We start from the raw sequence: 18426 nt of genomic DNA on the forward strand, positions 1-18426 counted from the left end.
ATAAAATTAATGATCAATTAAAGGTTTATACCTGACAAAACTTCTTGCATCTTGTCTGCTGAGTTAATCATCTTAGCATGCTCAGTATCGGAAAGCTTAGTTTCAATTACCTTTTCGATCCCTTCACCGTTAATAACGGTTGGGGTACCTAAGTAAAGGTCATGCTTAATACCGTATTCACCATTAATCGGAGCTGAAAGTGGCAAACAAATTGCACGATTGTCCAAAATAGCTGAGACAATTTGAGTAAGCATCATTGCAACACCGTAGAATGTAGCACCTTTGTTGGCAATGATCTTGCCACCCTTCTTACGCACATCGGTCTCAATTTCTGCTAGAACATCATCGTTGATTTCTGAGTAATCACGGAGTGCCTTACCTGCAACTGTTGATTCATCAAAGTTTTCAAAACTAGTATCACCGTGTTCACCAAGAACCATTGAGTTAACCTTAGCAACTGGGACATTCAAACGCTTTGAAAGTTCAACACGAAGACGCATTGAATCAAGTGAAGTACCAGTACCAATTACACGGTTCTTAGGGAAACCAGACAACTTTTGGGTCAAAGTCGTCAAAATGTCAACTGGGTTTGCGGAAACAACAAAGACACCATTAAATCCTGATTCAACTACTGGCTTAACAATACTTTCCAAAATCTTAACGTTCTTGTTAACCAAGTCAAGTCTAGTTTCACCTGGCTTACGAGGAACACCAGCAGTGATCACACAAACGTCAGCATCTTTAGCATCACTATAATCGGCTGCAGGATGAATATTGGTTTGACCCATAAATGGCGTAATATCTTCAAGGTCCATTGAATCACCAACAGGACGATCCTTAGCTACATCAAAAATTGCTAATTCATCAACAATTGTATTTTGCAATAAGTCATTTGCAAAAGTTGAACCAACAGCACCATCACCAACAAGAAATACTTTTCTACTCATAAGTTAAATTAGTCCTTTCAAATGTTTATAAACTGTTTTTTATCTACATGATTAATTATACACTAAGCGCTTTCATTAGACACGATTTATTCCATAATTATAAATTATAATATCCCATCAAAATCTCGCCAGTGTTATTATTTCTATCGAAAAAGAGCAGTTAACCAACCGCTCTCTTTACATAATCTTTCTTATATTATTTACTTTCACGAACATATTTAGCCATCTGAATACCTGCTTGACGACCAAAAATAACTGTTTCGGCAATTGAGTTACCACCAATTCGATTATTTCCATGAAGTCCGCCAGATACTTCACCAGCTGCAAATAATCCATCAATTACATTACCATTAGTATCAAGTACTTGAGTTTCAGTATTAATATGAATACCACCCATAGTATAGTGAATTGCTGGATGAACATGAATTGCAAAGTATGGACCACGATCAAGTTCACGATCCATCCCAGTCGTTCTGCCAAATTCTTTATCCTTACCAGTTGTAACGGACTTATTCCAAGCGGCAATGGTCTTTTCTAAGTTGGTACCATTTACGCCAATTTTTTTAGCTAAATCAGCCAAATCAGTACCATGTTCTACTAAACCAATCTGGTCATAAAACTCAACTGCAGCAAAATGAGCCCGTACACCTGAGTCAAAAATCAAGTATGCCCCATCTTCATGCAAATTAGTAATTGCACTAGAAACAATCTTTCGTGTACTTAATTCATTAACAAAACGTTGACCATTCTTGTTAACTAAGATAGCACCTTCACCGCGCAGACCTTCACCAATTAAATAAACATGCGGATTATCAGTATCTGCAGTTGGGTGAACCTGAATGAAGTTCATTTGCATTAGTTGAGCATCAAGTGCTTCAGCAAGCTTCAGTCCATCGCCTGTAGCCCCTGGCTGATTAGTAGTCTTATAGTCAACTAAGTCTGGACGATACTTCTTAATGATATCCTTGGAAGCACCAAAGCCACCAGTAGCTAAAAGAACCACCTTAGCTTTAACTGTTTTAATGCCATCTGGTGTCTCAACTTCAACACCATTAACGCGCTTCTTAGCATCTTGCAACAACTTGGTAACTTTAGCACCAGTAAAGATGTCAATACCCGCTTTTTTCACCTGTGTTGTCATTCGTGAAGTTAGATAAAATCCAACTGGTTCCATTGAAGCAGGACGGTGAGCACGTTTCTTACTCATCCCTCCTGTAATGGTCAAATCAGTTAAACGAATACCATATTTCATCAACCATGAAATAGCTAAAGCAGAGTGGTTAACAAAGTACTTCAACATGGCACGGTCATTTAATAAACCTCCACCTTTTAAAGTTTCTTCATAGAAGTCACGGTTATTATCAATGATCCCTTCGTCAAGCTGAACCAAAGATTCAGAAGCGTTCATTCCACTTGAAGCACGACTAGTGTTACCACCAGTTTTCTCATTTTTTTCAAGCACAACAACATTTAGACCTAGTTCATGAGCTTGAAGTGCAGCAGTCAGACCTGCTCCGCCTGAGCCAACAACGATAGCATCATATTTATTCTTTAATTCTTTTGTATTTGGCATTTCTTACTTTCCCTATTCTTCTGGAGTAGACTTATCAACATTAGTCATTTGCATATAGTCCATCCATTCATCATATTGTTCTTCAGTAACTTTACCACTCTTCAAAGCAGCTTCTCTTAAAGTAGTGCCTTCTTTATCAGCAGTTTGCGCAATCTTAGCAGCAGCATGATAGCCAATATGTGGCGACAAGGCAGTAACGGTCATTAATGAATTCTCAAGTAATTCATCCATTCTTTCTTCATTAACCGTTAAGCCATGAATCATTTTATCAGCAAAACCAGTAATTGTACCAGTTAAAATATCACAACTATCTAAGAATGATGCAATGATGACTGTCTTGAAGACGTTCATTTCAAAATTACCTTGACTAGAAGCAAAGGTAATGGTGGTGTCATTACCAAATACTTTAGCAGCAGCCATTGTCACAGCCTCTGCCTGAGTTGGGTTAACTTTACCTGGCATAATACTTGAACCTGGCTCATTTGCTGGAATATTTAATTCATGGTAGCCTGCTCTCGGACCTGAAGCAAGTAAACGAATATCTTGCGCAATCTTAAACATATCAGCAGCCAATGTTTTAAGGGCACCATGAACTACATCAAGACCTGAATGGTGAGCTAAGCCCCAGAATTTATTAGTTTTAACTTCAAATTTATGACCATAGACTTCTGATAATTTACCAGCAATTTTTTCGGTCATTCCCGGTGCTGCATTCAAGCCAGTCCCTACAGCAGTCCCACCAATAGCTAATTCGTAGAGAGTTGGCTTCAATTCACGAATATACGATAAGTCATGTTTAAGAGCAGAAATATAGCCAGATAATTCTTGACCAAAAGTCAAAGGCGTTGCGTCTTGTAAGTGGGTTCGACCAACTTTAACAGTCTTCCAATATTTCTTTTCTTTAACAACTAATTCATCAATTAAGTGTTGAATTGCTGGTTCCAACTTGTCCAATGCTTCAACGGCAACAATATTCATTGCAGTTGGATAAGTATCATTAGATGATTGACCACGGTTAACATCATCATTAGGCAAAATATCTAAACCTGGGTGCAATTTATTAGCCAAGTTAGCTACAACTTCGTTAACGTTCATGTTGCTTTGAGTACCTGAACCGGTTTGCAAAACATGAAGTGGGAAGTCCTTACGCAAGTCAGTATCGCTTAAAGCTAGCAAATGATCAATTGCATCTTCAATTGCTTCGCCTTTTTCTTTTGGTTCATCGCCAACTTCAACGTTACTTTCTGCAGCTGCCTTCTTTAAGTGTAAAAATGCTCGAATAATTTGCAATGGCATCAATTCACCACTTGGGAAGTTATTGCGGCTTCTTTCAGTTTGAGGGCCCCATAAAGCATTTTTAGGGATCTTAACTGGACCAATAGTGTCACTTTCAACACGGTATTCTTCTTCGCTCATATTATATTCCTCCTTATTAAGCTCTATAAGGTTTGCGTTAATTATCAATCACCATTTATAATACCTGTAAAGGCTTTCTTTTTCAATTTCATTCCAAAAAAAGACCCAGGATTTTTCCTGGATCATAGTTTTATCTAGACTGGTGATTCATTCTTTTAGCAAAGAAGTCACCAATGATTTGAACGATAAAAATCAAAATAATTACTAATACAGTAGCTACTAAAGTAACATCATTATTGAATCGGTTATAACCGTATGAAATAGCGGTATTACCTAAACCACCGGCACCTACAGCACCAGCCATTGCAGTCAAACCAATCAAAGAAATAATCGTCACCGTCGAAACACGAATCAGTTCTGAGCGAGATTCTCTTAAATAAACATCAAAGATAATATCACGCGCAGTTGAGCCCAAACTTTCTGCGGCTTCAACCTTACCTGGGTCAACACTTTCTAAAGCAACTTGCACCTGACGAGCATAAAATGGAAATACGCCTAAAGTTAATGGTACTAAGGCTGCCTTCATTCCGATCTGTGTACCTACAATTTTTTGAGTAACTGGTGCAACAAAGGCAAGCAGGATAATGAACGGAATCGCTCTGAAGATTGAAACTAGCTTATCTGAGAAATTGTACCAGAATTTATTGGGCCGAATCCCGCCATCCTTAGTTAAAACTAAAATCACGCCAAAGATAATACCCAGAATGCCACCAAAGATAGCTGACCAAAAAGTCATAAATAAGGTCTGAAAAATACTAGTGCCCCAGCCAGCGTCTCCGCCCCAGCCAAGTTGAACAACATTGGGTAAATATTTACTTAAGAAACTAATCATGATATACATTCCCCTTTTCATCTAAACGTGTAAATGTCACATTTTGCTTAGCCAAAAATTCTTGTGTTTGCTTTTGCTTAGCTGGATCGCCTTTCACCAATACCACCAAAGTACCAATTGGTTCTTCATTCAAAAGTTCAACATTCCCATAAAGCATTGAAACTTCTACGCCAATTTGCTTATACAATTCAATAATGATTGATTTAGTCACATTAGCTACGCTGTAAACTAATTGATAAATTGCTTCATTTTTGCCAAGCTTATCAAGCGCCAATGAATTCAAAGTAGAAATCGCTTCAAGTGATCCACCAACAAACTTCTTGGTTAAATCCTGCTTAGGATGTAAGAAGACATCTCGCAAACTGCCGTCTTCAATCACATTGCCGTGTTCCATGACGGCGACCTTAGTGGCAATCTTCTTAACAGCATCCATTTCGTGCGTGATTAAGATGACCGTTAAGTGGAACTTTTTGTTCAAACGCTTAAGCAGGTCCAAGATTTGTTGCGTATTTTGTGGGTCCAAGGCACTGGTTGCTTCATCAGAGATCAAAATATCTGGATTATTAGCCAAAGCTCTAGCAATCGCTACTCTTTGTTGTTGCCCACCAGATAATTCAGCTGGATAAAAGTCAGCCTTATCTTTTAAGTCAACCAGATCAAGCAGTTCCAATGACCGTTTTTCTAATTCCTCATCACTCAACTTTTCATGTTTTAAGGCAAAGGCTACATTTTCTAATACAGTCGTTTCATTTAATAGGTTAAAACCCTGGAAGATCATTCCGATGTTTCTGCGCTTTAATTGCAATTCTTTATTAGAAATCACCTGCTTGCCATCTTTAACAAATTCAGTGCCATCAACGGTAATACTACCGGCAGTTGGTTTTTGTAAAAGATTGACCGTTCTAACTAAAGTTGACTTGCCAGCACCAGAGAAGCCTACAATTCCATAAATGTCGCCTTTTTCAATGGAAAGAGAAACATTATTCACTGCTTTAACTGGTTCGCCCTTCTTCTGAGGGAAGGCCACTTCTACATTTTTTAATTCAACAATACTCATTTTTGATCCTCCTTACTTCAACTTAACGTCCCAGGCTGCAATTTGCGTATTGCCATAGTATTTCTTAGTTAGCTTCTTAGTTTCTGCAGTTTGGTAAGCCATGACGACATCTTGGTAAAGCTTGTCCTTTTGTTTGCCTTGTTTGACACAAAGAATGTTAATCCATTGTTTTGAATCTTTGTTAATTGGTTCAATGTAAATCGTTTGCTTATCAGTCAAGCCAGCAGGACCAGCATAATCATTATTTACTACAGAAGCGTCAACTGAATTCAATACTCGACCAGTTTGTTCAGCACCGATTTCCTTAATCTTGTAGTTATTTGGATTGCTGGTGATATCAGCTACAGTAACTAAGGTCTTACCCTTCTTCAACTTAATTAAGCCGGCATTTTTCAAAACAAACAGTGCTCTTGATTCGTTAGTAGCATCGTTAGGCACTGCAATCGTGGCACCATCAGGTAAGTCACTCAATTTATGATACTTGCGTGAATAAAGTCTGATCGGTGCGATGTAGGTTCTACCAATGGCGACAACGCCACCGTGATTTGCCTTATTCCAATCCTTTAAGAAGGCATAGTGTTGAAAAGCATTCATGTCAATATCGCCCGACTTCAAGGCCTTGTTAGGTTGGTTGTAATCCGTAAAGTTCTTAGTTTTTAAGGTAATACCATATTTTTCCTTAGCCGTTTTAGCAATTGACTTCCAAATTGCGGCTTCGGCTTTACTTTCCCCAACGATTCCGACTGTAACAGTTTTTGCCTGATTTTGACTGGGAATTCCTGGACCAAAACTAAACCAACCTGCAATCACGATCAGTATCCCAATGATCGTCCAAATAATGGTATTTCTTCTTCTCCGTTTTCTCATAAAATACACTCCTACTTTGATAAAAATAAAAAAGCACCCATCCCAAAAGGACGAGTGCTCGCGTTACCACCTTTAATTCGCTGATCACTTACGTAATCAACCTCACTGGCTATCAAAAAACAGCCTGCACTGTTAACGGATGCAGCCCCGCCGATAGCTAAATATCACCACCGGTCATCGTTCCAAACCCATATTCACTAGCTCCTATTTGCCAACTTTCACCACCACGCTGGCTCTCTTTATCAATAGAAGTTCTAGTTACTCAGTCCTTCAAGATGTTGTTTTCTTGATTTGTTATAAATAAGTTATCATCTTATTTTAATCTAGTCAACATCTTTTTTAATTTTTATTAGATAAAAGCGATTTCATTGTATAATTAGGATATAGTTAAATAATTTATTTTTGCTAAGGAGAAAAAATGAAGAAAAATCGCTTTCGAAGTTTTGCTCTCTCATTAGCTGCAGCAATTGGATTCATTTCTTTTGCTAATACTAATGTCCCATGCAACAATCAAACCGTCTATGCTGTTTCAGATAAAGCATTAGTCAATTTGAAATACCACAACAAAGAAATTGTGACCGTTGATCATGATCAGCCGCAGTTTTCTAAGAGTACATTGAGCAAGAAAAAAGGTCCATGGCAAAAATATAGCCAATTAGATTATTTGAACCGAGCTCATGCTGCTAATGCTTTACTAAATAAAAGATTAATGCCACATAGTCAGCGTGCGGCTTTAACTTGGAATCCGACCGGCTGGCATAATAAACGAATCGCTAGTGGTTGGTTGTATAATCGGTGCCATCTAATCGGCTATCAGTTGACTGGTCAAAACAACAATCCACGCAATTTGATTACCGGTACGCGTGAATTAAATGATCCGGATATGCTTAAATATGAAAATGAGGTTGCTGAATATTTACGTAGTTCGAGCAAAAACTATGTCCGCTATCGGGTTACTCCAATATTTAAAGGGAATGACCTATTGGCTAACGGCGTTGAAATGGAAGCCGAAGCAACTAGCAAAAACGGGCCTCGCTTTAATGTCTACATTTTTAATGAGCAACCTGGTATGTTGCTTAATTACAAGACCGGTACTTCTAAGGTTAAACATGGGTCTAGTACTATTGCTGAACATGTAAAATCTAGAAAACGATCCACTTCTCGAGTAACCAAGAAACGAACCATTCGCCATATCAAAGGTACTGTATCCACTGCAGAACACCGAGTCGTTGGCAATCGTCGCAGTAAGATCTACCATGTAATGAATGGGCAAAATTATCATATGTCATCAGCTAATGCAGTTTACTTCAACAGTGAAGCTGCCGCACAAGCTGCTGGATATCGAAAATCATTAAGGTAGTAAAAAAGTCAGAGCAAAACTCTGGCTTTTTCATTATCTTCTTATTTCACATTATTTTTGCCACGATCATATGCTTCCTTGAATTCCACAAAAGTCATGTTCTTTCCTTTTTGATCAAAGACAACCAACACTTCGGCGATTCCATCCAAAATTTTAGATAACCATCTAAAGATAGTCACTGCCGCACAGAATAAGACCGCCAAAATAAATAATGATTTGTTATTAAGCATTGTCAATGAGAACAATCTTGGGAAAAAGATAGTTGAGCCAATAATACAGATAACTGATAAGCCCATAACAGCAAGTCTAAATTTGTTTATTGGTGCCGAAATATGATACATCACCATAAAACCAACTAAGACTAGCAACATAGTCGCTGTCGTGCCTACCTGACCATGATCAAGTGAGATAGAGGCCCCTGCAATGACTAAAATTGCAACTGCCAGCCAATCTGTTAAGCCCCCTGGAATTGCCCGAGCTAAAACATTTGGCATAAACTTTCCACGAATTCGCTTGTGATTGCTTTCTAAGGCCAATAAAAACGACGGCAAGCCAATTGTAAATGCAGAGATCAATGTGATCTGGGCTGGCTGCAGCGGATAATTGATTGTCATAATCAAAGAGAAGATGGCCATCAAGAATGAAAAAATGTTTTTCACCAAGAACAAGCTGGCTGAACGTTGAATGTTATTAACTACTTGCCTGCCTTGGTTCACCACTAACGGCATTTTAGCAAAATTAGAATCGAGCAAAACCACTTGTGAAGCTTGCACTGCAGCACTATTACCAGAAGCCATAGCGATTGAGCAATCCGCCTTTTTCATCGCTAAAATATCGTTAACTCCGTCACCAGTCATGGCTACGGTATTACCTTGATTTTGCAAAGCAACGACAAACTTTCGCTTTTGATCAGGCTTAACCCGGCCAAAGACATTATAGTTTTGCACGGCCTGCTCATATTCACCATCTTTAATAGTTTGCGCATCGATATACTTATCTGCCCCATTAATTCCAGCTTGCTTAGCTACTCGAGCAACGGTTACAGGATTATCCCCAGAAATAACCTTGATATCAACACCTTGCTGGTTAAAATATTGAAAAGTTGACTTGGCTTCTTTACGAATTGGATTCGACAATAAAATATAACCGAGAACTTGTACATTTTCCTTTAAGGCGGAATTATCTTCAGTTAATACGCCAGGATAATTAGCCGCAATCAACACCCGGTAGCCTTCTGCCGCATATTTTTCAAATTCAGTTTGATATTGCGCAAATTGATCACGCAAAACCATTTCAGGCGCACCAATTAAAGTTGTCTGATTGCCAAAAATTACACCAGAATATTTATTGACTGAGGTAAAAGGCAAAACGCTATCCGCCGTTTTGGTTCCATCTTTAAAATAGGCTTGAATCGCCTTCATCGTCGCGTTATCAGCTGGCATGTTTTTAGCAAAATCCGCAATGATGCTACTTAAATCACCAGTAAAATTCTTGCTACTAACAGCTTTTTCTACGGCCATCTTCGGTTCGGTAATTGTTCCCGTTTTATCTACACAAAGGACATTTACTCGGGCTAAAGTTTCAACACTCTTCATATCGTGCAGCATTACTTCTTGTCGCGCTAATCGCATAGCAGCTAGAGCTAAGGCAATCGTAGTCAATAAATATAGCCCTTCTGGAATCATCCCAATTAAAGCAGCTTCCATGGAAGTGATACTACGCTTGAGTCCAATATTATTCAAAAAGAAACTCTGACTAAATAGGGCAATTCCCACCGGAATAATGATGATGCCGACCCATTTAACCAGACGATTGATTGAACGCACCATTTCAGATTGTTCAACACTGCCCATTGCCTTTGCTTTGATCGTTAATTTAGAAATATATGAGTCTTTACCCACTTTTTCTAAGACGGCATAAGCCTTACCAGAAACTACAAAAGAACCTGACATTAATTCTGCGTCTTTAGTCTTAGTGATTTCATCAGATTCACCTGTCAACAAGGCTTCATTAACCCGCAGCTCACCTGAGATTACCCGCGCATCAGCTGGAATCTGGTCACCAGTTTGTAAAAGAATGACATCATCTTGAACCAATTTTTCGATGGGAATTTTTTCTTCTTGCCCATCACGCACCGCGATAATTTCCGTCGCATTCATCACGTTTAACTTGCTTAAAACTTTTTTAGCACGAAGCTCCTGCACAATACCGATAATCGTGTTTAAAACAATCACTGGTAAAAAAGTCAGATCGTTCCAGGCACCAACAAACACCAATAGCACAGCCAAAATAGCAAAAATCAAGTTAAAATAAGTAAAGACATTTTCTCGAATTATTTGAGTAGCTGTTTTGGACTGGTCATCAATGGCTTGATTAACCTGTCCATTTTGAATTCTTTGATCAACTTCAGCTTGAGTTAATCCCGTTATTTGTTTATCTGTCATAATTTTCTGTCCTATACTGAAAATACTTTCATCCATTATAGCGAAAAATAAAAAAGCCACGCAACTCTGCGAGACTTTTTAACAATTATTTATTTTTTCTATGATAAGTTAAAAAAGTATAGTCATACTTGTTCTTTTCATCATGATGATGCTCTTCGCGATTAACTAATTCAAAATCATCATAGTTAATCGCTGGCATCACTGTATCAGTTTTAAAATTAGCTTTGATCTCTGTTTTTTCTAAAAGATCAACTTGATCAAGTAACGCCCTAAAGATTGAAACTCCACCAATTGCACAGATTTCTTCAGTCTGATGTTGACGAAGATATTCATTTAATTCAGCTAATGTGGACACAATCTTCACTTGCTCATTACCCGCATATTTTTGCTTTAATTCTTGACGATGAGTTAAAACAATATGTTTTCTCTCTGGTAACAAGTGAGGCAAACTCGCAAAGGTTTTTCGCCCCATGATGATCGGATGACCTATGGTCTTTTCCTTAAAATGCTTCAAGTCAGCCGGCAGATGCCAAGGCAAATGGCCATCGATGCCAATACCATGCTGCTGATCTTCAGCCCAAACAAAACTTAACATTGAGACCTCCTAAACTGCAACCGGTGCCTTGATCGTGCCATGGTGCTGATAATTCAGCACTTTGATATCTTTCATTTCAAAGTCTTCAATGTGCTTTTTTTCAGGATTAAGCCACAATTCAGGTGAATCATATGGCATCCGACTCAGCAATTCCTTTACTTGGCTAAAGTGGTTGCGATAAATATGTGCATCCCCTAAAGTATGTACAAATTCACCCACTTTTAAGCCGGTTTCACGCGCAATCATGTTCAAGAGCAGCGAATATGAAGCAATATTAAATGGAACGCCTAAAAACATATCACCACTTCTTTGATAAAGCTGCACGCTAATTTTGCCATCGACTACATAAAATTGGAACATGACATGGCATGGTGGCAAAGCACTAGTTGGCACATCTTCCGGATTCCAGGCCGTGACAATCATTCTACGAGAATCTGGCGTTTCCTTAATTTGCTTAATCACGTCAGCAATTTGATCGATAAAACCGCCTGTCCGCTTTTCCCAATGACGCCATTGTGCCCCATAGACATCACCTAAGTTGCCATATTTCTGGGCAAAAGCAGGATCATCAAGAATGCGCTGATCAAATTTCTTCATTTCTGCTTGATAAACTTGATTAAATTCTGGATCACTTTGACTACGCAAACCAAAATTAGTCATGTCAGGACCCTGATATTCAGGACTTTGAACCCAATTTTTGAAGGCCCATTCATCCCAAATATGATTGTTATGCTCTAGCAAAAAGCGAATATTGGTATCGCCACGCAAGAACCACAACAATTCACTTTTAATCAAACCAAATGGCACCTTTTTAGTCGTTAAAAGTGGAAAGCCCTGTGTCAAATCAAAACGCATTTGGGCACCAAAATATGATCTAGTTCCAGTACCAGTTCGATCATCCTTGTCATGTCCTTCAGTCATAATTTTTTCTAACAAATCCAAATATGGTTGTTCAAGAATTGCCATTATCTTCACCTTTCAAAAAACATTTCTTCTAACATACCATAGATCTTGTATGTTGGATAATGAAAAACCATAGATTTAGTATTTCATACAAAAAATAAAAAGGTGAATAATCACCTTAATTATTTTTCTTAAATTCACTTTTATGTCTGACTAAGTAGACAATTGTTGCCACAATCAAGACTAGTGCCCCAGCGATAACTGAAATTCTTGTATCAGGATTGATAAACATAAAAATCACAATCAGTATTAACATTGCAAAGGCAAAATAATTCGAGAATGGATACAAAGGCAACTTGAATGGATGATCTTGCATTGCACCTTTGTTATGTCGTCTAAATCTTAATTCAGCCAGCAAAATCACAAACCACGGGATCATCCCTGGTAAAACAGAGGAACTAAAGACAATCACGAATAAGTCACTGGCTGAATGATTGAATTGCGAAGCAATTACATTCAAAACAAAACCAATAAAAATACCACCAGAAATGCCCATAATGGCCCGATCGGGTACAATTCGCTTAGAAATATGCTTAAAAATACCAGGAGCTTCATGATCATGTGACAGTTTAAACAGCATTCTACTTGAAGAATAAATTCCTGAATTAGCTCCAGAAAGAGCCGCTGTTAAAACAACGAAGTTAATTATTGAAGCAGCCGCAGTAATCCCTACTTTAGCGAAAGTCGTTACAAATGGTGAACCTAGGCTGTCTAATTTATCCCAAGGATAAATCGTTACAATGACAAAAATTGCTCCGACATAGAAAATTAGAATTCTAAACAAAACTGACTTAACACTTTTAACGATTGCCTCTTGTGGATTAGCTACTTCTCCAGCAGAAATACCTAATAACTCGATTCCTTCATATGAACCAACAATGATTGACATTGAAAAGAAAAATCCTTTTATTCCACCAGTAAAGAAACCACCGTGAGACCATAAATTGCTAAAGCCAGTTGGATGTCCCCCATTACCAACGCCAAAGAAAATAACAATAAAGCCTAAAATAATCATTAGAATAATTGTTACTACTTTGATCATGGCAAACCAAAATTCTAATGAAGCATAGGCTTTAGCACTAGCTAAGTTGGCCAAAAGCAGAAAGGCAATAATAATTATGCCCGACCACAATGCTGAAATATTTGGCCACCAATACTTCAGATATTCAGTTGCCGCGACTACTTCGGACATTCCTACTACAATATATTCAAAGACATTGGCCCACATCGCTAAATAGCCGGCTAAGGGATGTACATATTCTGTTGCATAATCAGCAAATGAACCTGTCCCTGGATTGATATAAAGCATCTCACCTAATGCCCGCATTACAATATATAAAATCAACCCTACAAACATGTAGGCTAATAATACTGACGGACCGGTCCATTTAATAGTCGAGGTTGACCCCATAAACAAACCAACACCAATAGCACCGCCAAGAGAGATCATCTCCATTTGGCCTGCTGTCATTGTTCGTTTGAGTTGAGGAGCTTTAGATTTTTTATTCAATTTTCACAACTCCAATAATTAATCTATCCTAATTAATAACCCGCAATTAATTTACTGGTTAAATCACCATTTTGTCAAGGTTCAAATTAAAAATATTAATATTTTGGAGTCTTTTCTCTAATTGATTTTTTATTCCTTTATTAAATGAATTTCACGATCAAACATTTGCTGCATCTTTTTATTAAAATTATGGGCAATAAAGACAATTGTTGCCTTGCTTTTTAATAGCTTTTGCAAAATATTCATAGTCGCCGTCTGATCAATTGCACTAGTTCCTTCATCAATCAAAATAATGTCACTGTCATGAATCTTAGCTCTTGCTAAGACGATTTTTTGACGTTGTCCTCCGGAAATATTCAAATTATCCAAGTCAATTTTTTCATCGACACCTGCTTTAAACTTTTTAATATCGGCCGCAAAATTAACTTCATCAAGCACTTGAGCTACTTGATTATTAAGTTGCTTGTTGAACATTGTAATGTTTTCTTTAATTGTACCCGGAAATAGGTTCGGCTCTTGTGGAATATAGCCTATTCTTGACATATTAGGCTTAATTGTCAAACCTTGACTATTTTGAAATTCAATTTTGCCTGTGCTAGGTTTAAGTTCACCCAAAATCAATTTAAATAAAGTAGACTTACCTGCGCCTGAATCTCCTGTTAATAAGATTTTCTCGCCAGGTTTAACTGCAATATCAGGAAAAGTAAGCTTTTCACCATTAGGATACTGCAAAGCCAAATCTTTTGTTGAAAATGCTACTGGTGTCTCTTCTTGGCCAGCTTTAACTTTTTCAATCACAGTAGCATCACCATCAACTTGTTTCATTAAATCCTGTGACGATTTCATAAAACTTAATGCCTGAATTGTTTGTTGTAAGCCGATCGAAATATTAGCTGCAAAGTTTTGGACAGACATAATTGCACCAAAAATCACTAAATTCTTAGTGATCAAAAAAGCCGTCAAAGACAACAGGATTATTTGTCCTACCATGTTACAGATCCCATTCAAAATAATTAATTGCTGTTGAGCAGCCGTTTGTTTAACATGAGCCTGTTCTACTTTACTTGAAGTTTTTTCACCTACCTGAAATAACTTAGCACCAGCAAAATATCTTCTTAATTCTTCTAAGCCAGAGAACCATTTAGCTAAAACATCTAGATAATGCTTATTTTGCTCAGAAACATTATTAGTTGCTTGTTCCATTTTCTTTTGTACTAATTTAGGTACAAAGTAAGAAACAATATCAATCACTACACTAGTCAAAAAGATTGACCAATTAATTGTAAGTAGAGCCACCAATGCCGCAACAAACATTGAGCCATAGAACGGCACAATTGGATACCAATCAAAATAATTTTTTCTAATCATTTCTAAATCATTAGTCAGCCGATTTTGCACGGCCGGTACTTGATGATTTTGACCATCTCTAAAGTAATGTGTAGCCAAACGAGCGCGCACCTTTTTATTATATTCTTCTTCCTGCACTCGAATTACAAATTGGATATAATAGATCATCCCTTGGGCAGCTAAACATAAAATCCCCATTAAAGCCGTCGCAAGTAAAATCTTCACCCAAGCACGATCTTTGATATAAGTCAGCCAGTACATTTGAATGTAGCCTGCACCAATAGCAGCGACACCTGAAATAACTGATAAAATATTAATGTAAATAAATCTTAAATAATTAGTTTTAATAAAGCCTTTGAAACTCAATCAGCGTCACCTCGATTAGTCAATTTAATTTGTCGATCAAACATTGAAACTAATTCTGTAGAATAATTGTGCGCAATCATAATTACAGTACTTGGAGTATTTAATAAATTTTGTAATACTTGCTTCGTCCCAGCACTGTCAATTGCACTAGTCCCTTCATCGATCAATAGCCAAGGTGATTGATGAATCAAAGCTCTGGCTAACACAAGCTTCTGCCTTTGTCCTCCAGATAAATTTCCTTTATCCAAATCAATTTGACTATTAAGTCCAGCAGACATCTTATCCAAATCCTTGGTAAAACCTACTTGATCTAATACACCTGAAATTTGATTATTTAAAGCACTATTAAACATCGTGACATTATTGGCAATTGTGTCAGGAAACAAGGTATTATCTTGAGCAATATAGCCTAATTCATCAAGATCAAAATTTAATTTTTGACCATTATGATCAAAAAAATTGATCTCACCTTGGCTGGGCGTTAATTTACCTAAAATTAATTTAAATAAAGTTGACTTGCCAGTTCCACTATCACCAGTAAGCAAGATTTTTTCACCTTGCTTAACTGTAAAATCTGGGTAAGATAAATACTCACCATTTTTGAATTGTAAGGCCAGATCTTTTACTTCTAGCCTGTTAATCTTCTTAACTTGATGCTGATCTGGAGCTATTTTTACTGGAGCTTGAAGATTAGTAATTTCCTTATTCAAATCCTTGGTAGATTTAATTAAATTCCATTCCGTTACAAATGCTGAAACACCATTCATTACAGTTGAACTAAATTGAATAGTAGTAATTACCGCACCAAAAACAATTTGTCCTTGCAAATATAAGTAAGCACATAAAACCATCAAGACCATTTGTCCCACAATATTAACTACAAAGGTGATCATATCTGCAATAGCAATAGTTGCTCCTTGATGAACAGCTGCTTTTTTATATTCGTCTGCGCTTTGGTTAACTGATTCACTAAATATATTAAAACTGGCATATCTTCGTAATTCATCCAGGCCACTCATCCACTTGGCTAAAGTGTTTAAGAACTTTTCATTTTTTTTAGTAACCTTTATTGTGGCCGATGAAGTCATTTTTTCAAAAGTTTTAGGCAAAAATAATGAAATTGCAGTTAAAATCACCGTCATTACTACTAAAAGCCAGTTAAATGAAAACAAAATTCCAATTGAGAAAAGCACAGACAACAAGTACATAAAACCATTTTTGATTGGTTTTAAATAATTCTGTGTTAGCTGATCAAGATTGGCAACCAATTCATTTTGCACTTTAGCAGTTTGGGCAATTTCATTTTTAAAAAAGTAGCGACTAATTTTTACACGAATTTGATGCAAATAAGATTGTGATTGCTTTCCGTATAAGTAATCTGAACTAGTAATCAAGGCTAATCTAACTAGATCACAGCCAATAGCCAAACAAATAAAAATAATAAAGCCAAATAAATTCATTTTCTTTAGCTGGTTAAAGGCCGGGGTCATCAAATATTGCGAAGCAGCATCAACGGTCGTACCAATGATAACCATTAGAAAAATTAAAATGAATTTAGCTTTATTGACCTTAAAAATCCCTTTAATACTCATTTGTCTCATCTCCAAGCAAATTAAAATATTAAAAATATCTTATTTATGCTTAATATTACTGCTATTTTTTTAATATTCAATCACTTTTTACTAAGTGGTTAAAAAAATAACTTGAACGGCAAAATTATTACTATATCTAGCTAATTCATTAGGAAAAATTGGCAAAAAAATAGACTAGAAACTCATTATCAAGCTTCTAGCCCATTAGTTTAATTCAATTATTAACGGTAATTCTTCAAGAAATCCATCATCTTTTGATAAGCTGCATCATGATCTGCATCATATGCATCGACTACATCGACTACTTTATTATCCTTAGTAATAATACGGTACTCACGTAAGTCTTTCTTTTCATTAGCAACAACTGTAATCTCACCCTTACCTGGGGTAGAGAACAATTCTGGATTAAGTTCTTCGTTCAACTTATCTGATAATTGTTGGTTAAATGCGATTGTATTCATTTTTGTTTTTATCTCTTTTCTAAAAAATCCAACACAGACATTATATCATTATTAGATAACGTTGATGAATTTAGTTTTATTTTTTATCAAGGAGAACTGTACCTGCAGAAGGATTATAATCAATTGCACCAATGATGGAGCAGTAACACCTTCAATATAGCACAGCAATACTTATTCAAAAAATATCAATTTGTTATTTTGCATTATTACTTTTACATATAGATTTCACTTAATTAAATGCACAACAAACATGGCAATTCCTAAGAATACAAAAATTAAGGCAACAATCATACTAGTTACTGTGCCGGTAACTAAACCTAAAATGATCATGCCAATAATTGAATAAATATTCATTTGTTATCCCTTCAATTAAACAATAACAGCAGTATTTACTTTTATTATGTAGCATGAACACTTTAAAATACAATTTTAACGTATTTTAATTTGCTAACTTTCGATATAACGGCAATAGCTGCCCAATACCATCTAAGATGAAGTTTTCCATATCTGCAACTTGATCTTGCTTTCTAAAAGCAAATTTTCCTAATAGGAAACTGGATTGAGTTGCTTCCTTATTAAATGAAGTCTGTTTTTCAGCATCTGTTAAATACTCATTTAAGGATAAATGATCAGCAAACTCCATTTCGTTTTTATCCCATAAGTACCAATTATTAGTTGTCCGCCCTTTTGCCCAATCAGGAAGATCAGTTAATAATTTATTGTATTGTTCAGGATTATCGCCGCGCTTTTCACTCTTATAATGCTGAAACATAAGATAAACCTGCAGCTGCTTATTATCCAGCATCACGCCGATGCATGGACTTTTATCGGCTAAAGCATTCAAACGATAAGCTGCCCAGTAATGATCGCGTAAGTTCCAACCATTGGTCCAACTTTCAACATGAACTTTAGCAAATTTATCTTGTGGTAATTTTTGATAAACATTTAAGTTTATTTCTTTCCAGGTCTGCCAAATTTCTTTAAAATCTGTTTTTATTTGCGCTAATTCATCTTCAGAATATTGCGATTTCAATTTTTTAAAAGAAAATTCATCCCGATCAAAAATTGCATACATTTCTTCAGTTAATTGCGTCAT

The 18426-nt window shown here is 36.7% G+C and carries 16 protein-coding genes and 1 other annotated feature; of the genes, 1 reads left to right on the plus strand and 15 read right to left on the minus strand.

Annotated features, from left to right (window positions below):
* Positions 1-17: 17 nt before the first annotated feature.
* The 6 genes from CP352_RS05300 to CP352_RS05325 all read right to left on the minus strand — a co-directional run bounded on the left by CP352_RS05300 (position 18) and on the right by CP352_RS05325 (position 6692).
* The gene (locus tag CP352_RS05300; protein WP_005720302.1) at positions 18-947 is read right to left on the minus strand and encodes an L-lactate dehydrogenase; all 930 of its coding nucleotides are present in this window, start codon (positions 945-947) and stop codon (positions 18-20) included.
* Positions 948-1143: 196 nt separating this feature from the next.
* Positions 1144-2520 (minus strand): flavocytochrome c, encoded by a 1377-nt coding sequence (locus tag CP352_RS05305; RefSeq protein WP_089143029.1) that lies wholly within the window; start codon positions 2518-2520, stop codon positions 1144-1146.
* 12 nt (positions 2521-2532) lie between these two features.
* Entirely contained in the window at positions 2533-3936 is a 1404-nt protein-coding gene (locus tag CP352_RS05310) for a class II fumarate hydratase (RefSeq protein ID WP_005722356.1), read from the minus strand.
* Positions 3937-4066: 130 nt separating this feature from the next.
* Positions 4067-4768, minus strand: coding sequence for a methionine ABC transporter permease (locus CP352_RS05315; protein ID WP_005722357.1), 702 nt, complete (start codon positions 4766-4768; stop codon positions 4067-4069).
* Positions 4761-5825, minus strand: a complete 1065-nt coding sequence (locus CP352_RS05320; protein ID WP_005720297.1) for a methionine ABC transporter ATP-binding protein — start codon at positions 5823-5825, stop codon at positions 4761-4763. Before CP352_RS05320 ends, CP352_RS05315 begins: the two co-directional genes overlap by 8 nt.
* 12 nt (positions 5826-5837) lie before the next feature.
* A complete protein-coding gene (locus CP352_RS05325; protein ID WP_054832833.1) occupies positions 5838-6692 on the minus strand; it encodes a MetQ/NlpA family ABC transporter substrate-binding protein in 855 nt (284 codons plus the stop codon).
* 43 nt (positions 6693-6735) lie between these two features.
* Positions 6736-6975 (minus strand) — a binding site (T-box leader).
* Between the two features lie 135 nt (positions 6976-7110).
* Here CP352_RS05325 and CP352_RS05330 point away from each other — a divergent pair.
* The gene (locus CP352_RS05330) at positions 7111-8052 is read left to right on the plus strand and encodes a DNA/RNA non-specific endonuclease (RefSeq protein WP_089143030.1); all 942 of its coding nucleotides are present in this window, start codon (positions 7111-7113) and stop codon (positions 8050-8052) included.
* A 41-nt stretch (positions 8053-8093) separates the two neighbouring features.
* On the opposite strand, the gene CP352_RS05335 is transcribed toward CP352_RS05330, so the two are convergent.
* The 9 genes from CP352_RS05335 to CP352_RS05370 form a co-directional block, all read right to left on the minus strand.
* Entirely contained in the window at positions 8094-10496 is a 2403-nt protein-coding gene (locus tag CP352_RS05335; RefSeq protein WP_061204656.1) for an HAD-IC family P-type ATPase, read from the minus strand.
* An 85-nt stretch (positions 10497-10581) separates the two neighbouring features.
* Positions 10582-11091 carry a dihydrofolate reductase gene (locus tag CP352_RS05340; RefSeq protein ID WP_089143031.1) on the minus strand — a complete coding sequence of 170 codons (510 nt, stop codon included), beginning with the start codon at positions 11089-11091 and terminating at the stop codon, positions 10582-10584.
* A gap of 9 nt (positions 11092-11100) precedes the next feature.
* Complete coding sequence (locus CP352_RS05345; protein ID WP_057726722.1) at positions 11101-12057, minus strand: thymidylate synthase; 957 nt, start codon at positions 12055-12057, stop codon at positions 11101-11103.
* 115 nt (positions 12058-12172) lie between these two features.
* A complete protein-coding gene (locus CP352_RS05350; RefSeq protein WP_005722362.1) occupies positions 12173-13564 on the minus strand; it encodes an amino acid permease in 1392 nt (463 codons plus the stop codon).
* Positions 13565-13693: 129 nt separating this feature from the next.
* Positions 13694-15277, minus strand: a complete 1584-nt coding sequence (locus tag CP352_RS05355) for an ABC transporter ATP-binding protein (RefSeq protein WP_089145529.1) — start codon at positions 15275-15277, stop codon at positions 13694-13696.
* Complete coding sequence (locus CP352_RS05360; RefSeq protein ID WP_089145528.1) at positions 15274-16869, minus strand: ABC transporter ATP-binding protein; 1596 nt, start codon at positions 16867-16869, stop codon at positions 15274-15276. Before CP352_RS05360 ends, CP352_RS05355 begins: the two co-directional genes overlap by 4 nt.
* A gap of 221 nt (positions 16870-17090) precedes the next feature.
* Positions 17091-17330, minus strand: a complete 240-nt coding sequence (locus CP352_RS05365; RefSeq protein WP_005720287.1) for a hypothetical protein — start codon at positions 17328-17330, stop codon at positions 17091-17093.
* Between the two features lie 225 nt (positions 17331-17555).
* Positions 17556-17684 carry a hypothetical protein gene (locus CP352_RS11465; RefSeq protein WP_255405193.1) on the minus strand — a complete coding sequence of 43 codons (129 nt, stop codon included), beginning with the start codon at positions 17682-17684 and terminating at the stop codon, positions 17556-17558.
* Between the two features lie 85 nt (positions 17685-17769).
* Positions 17770-18426 (minus strand): HI_0552 family protein, encoded by a 657-nt coding sequence (locus CP352_RS05370; RefSeq protein WP_005720285.1) that lies wholly within the window; start codon positions 18424-18426, stop codon positions 17770-17772.

The organism is Lactobacillus sp. UMNPBX1 (assembly GCF_002554085.1).
Lineage (GTDB): Bacteria > Bacillota > Bacilli > Lactobacillales > Lactobacillaceae > Lactobacillus > Lactobacillus crispatus.

Excerpts from the sequence above, each read along its gene's own strand:
- CP352_RS05300 (WP_005720302.1), bottom strand. The coding sequence starts at position 947 with ATGAGTAGAAAAGTATTTCTTGTTGGTGATGGTGCTGTTGGTTCAACT.
- CP352_RS05305 (WP_089143029.1), bottom strand. The coding sequence starts at position 2,520 with ATGCCAAATACAAAAGAATTAAAGAATAAATATGATGCTATCGTTGTT.
- CP352_RS05310 (WP_005722356.1), bottom strand. The coding sequence starts at position 3,936 with ATGAGCGAAGAAGAATACCGTGTTGAAAGTGACACTATTGGTCCAGTT.
- CP352_RS05315 (WP_005722357.1), bottom strand. The coding sequence starts at position 4,768 with ATGATTAGTTTCTTAAGTAAATATTTACCCAATGTTGTTCAACTTGGC.
- CP352_RS05320 (WP_005720297.1), bottom strand. The coding sequence starts at position 5,825 with ATGAGTATTGTTGAATTAAAAAATGTAGAAGTGGCCTTCCCTCAGAAG.
- CP352_RS05325 (WP_054832833.1), bottom strand. The coding sequence starts at position 6,692 with ATGAGAAAACGGAGAAGAAGAAATACCATTATTTGGACGATCATTGGG.
- CP352_RS05330 (WP_089143030.1), top strand. The coding sequence starts at position 7,111 with ATGAAGAAAAATCGCTTTCGAAGTTTTGCTCTCTCATTAGCTGCAGCA.
- CP352_RS05335 (WP_061204656.1), bottom strand. The coding sequence starts at position 10,496 with ATGACAGATAAACAAATAACGGGATTAACTCAAGCTGAAGTTGATCAA.
- CP352_RS05340 (WP_089143031.1), bottom strand. The coding sequence starts at position 11,091 with ATGTTAAGTTTTGTTTGGGCTGAAGATCAGCAGCATGGTATTGGCATC.
- CP352_RS05345 (WP_057726722.1), bottom strand. The coding sequence starts at position 12,057 with ATGGCAATTCTTGAACAACCATATTTGGATTTGTTAGAAAAAATTATG.
- CP352_RS05360 (WP_089145528.1), bottom strand. The coding sequence starts at position 16,869 with ATGAGTATTAAAGGGATTTTTAAGGTCAATAAAGCTAAATTCATTTTA.
- CP352_RS05365 (WP_005720287.1), bottom strand. The coding sequence starts at position 17,330 with ATGAATACAATCGCATTTAACCAACAATTATCAGATAAGTTGAACGAA.
- CP352_RS11465 (WP_255405193.1), bottom strand. The coding sequence starts at position 17,684 with ATGAATATTTATTCAATTATTGGCATGATCATTTTAGGTTTAGTTACC.
- CP352_RS05370 (WP_005720285.1), bottom strand. The coding sequence starts at position 18,426 with ATGACGCAATTAACTGAAGAAATGTATGCAATTTTTGATCGGGATGAA.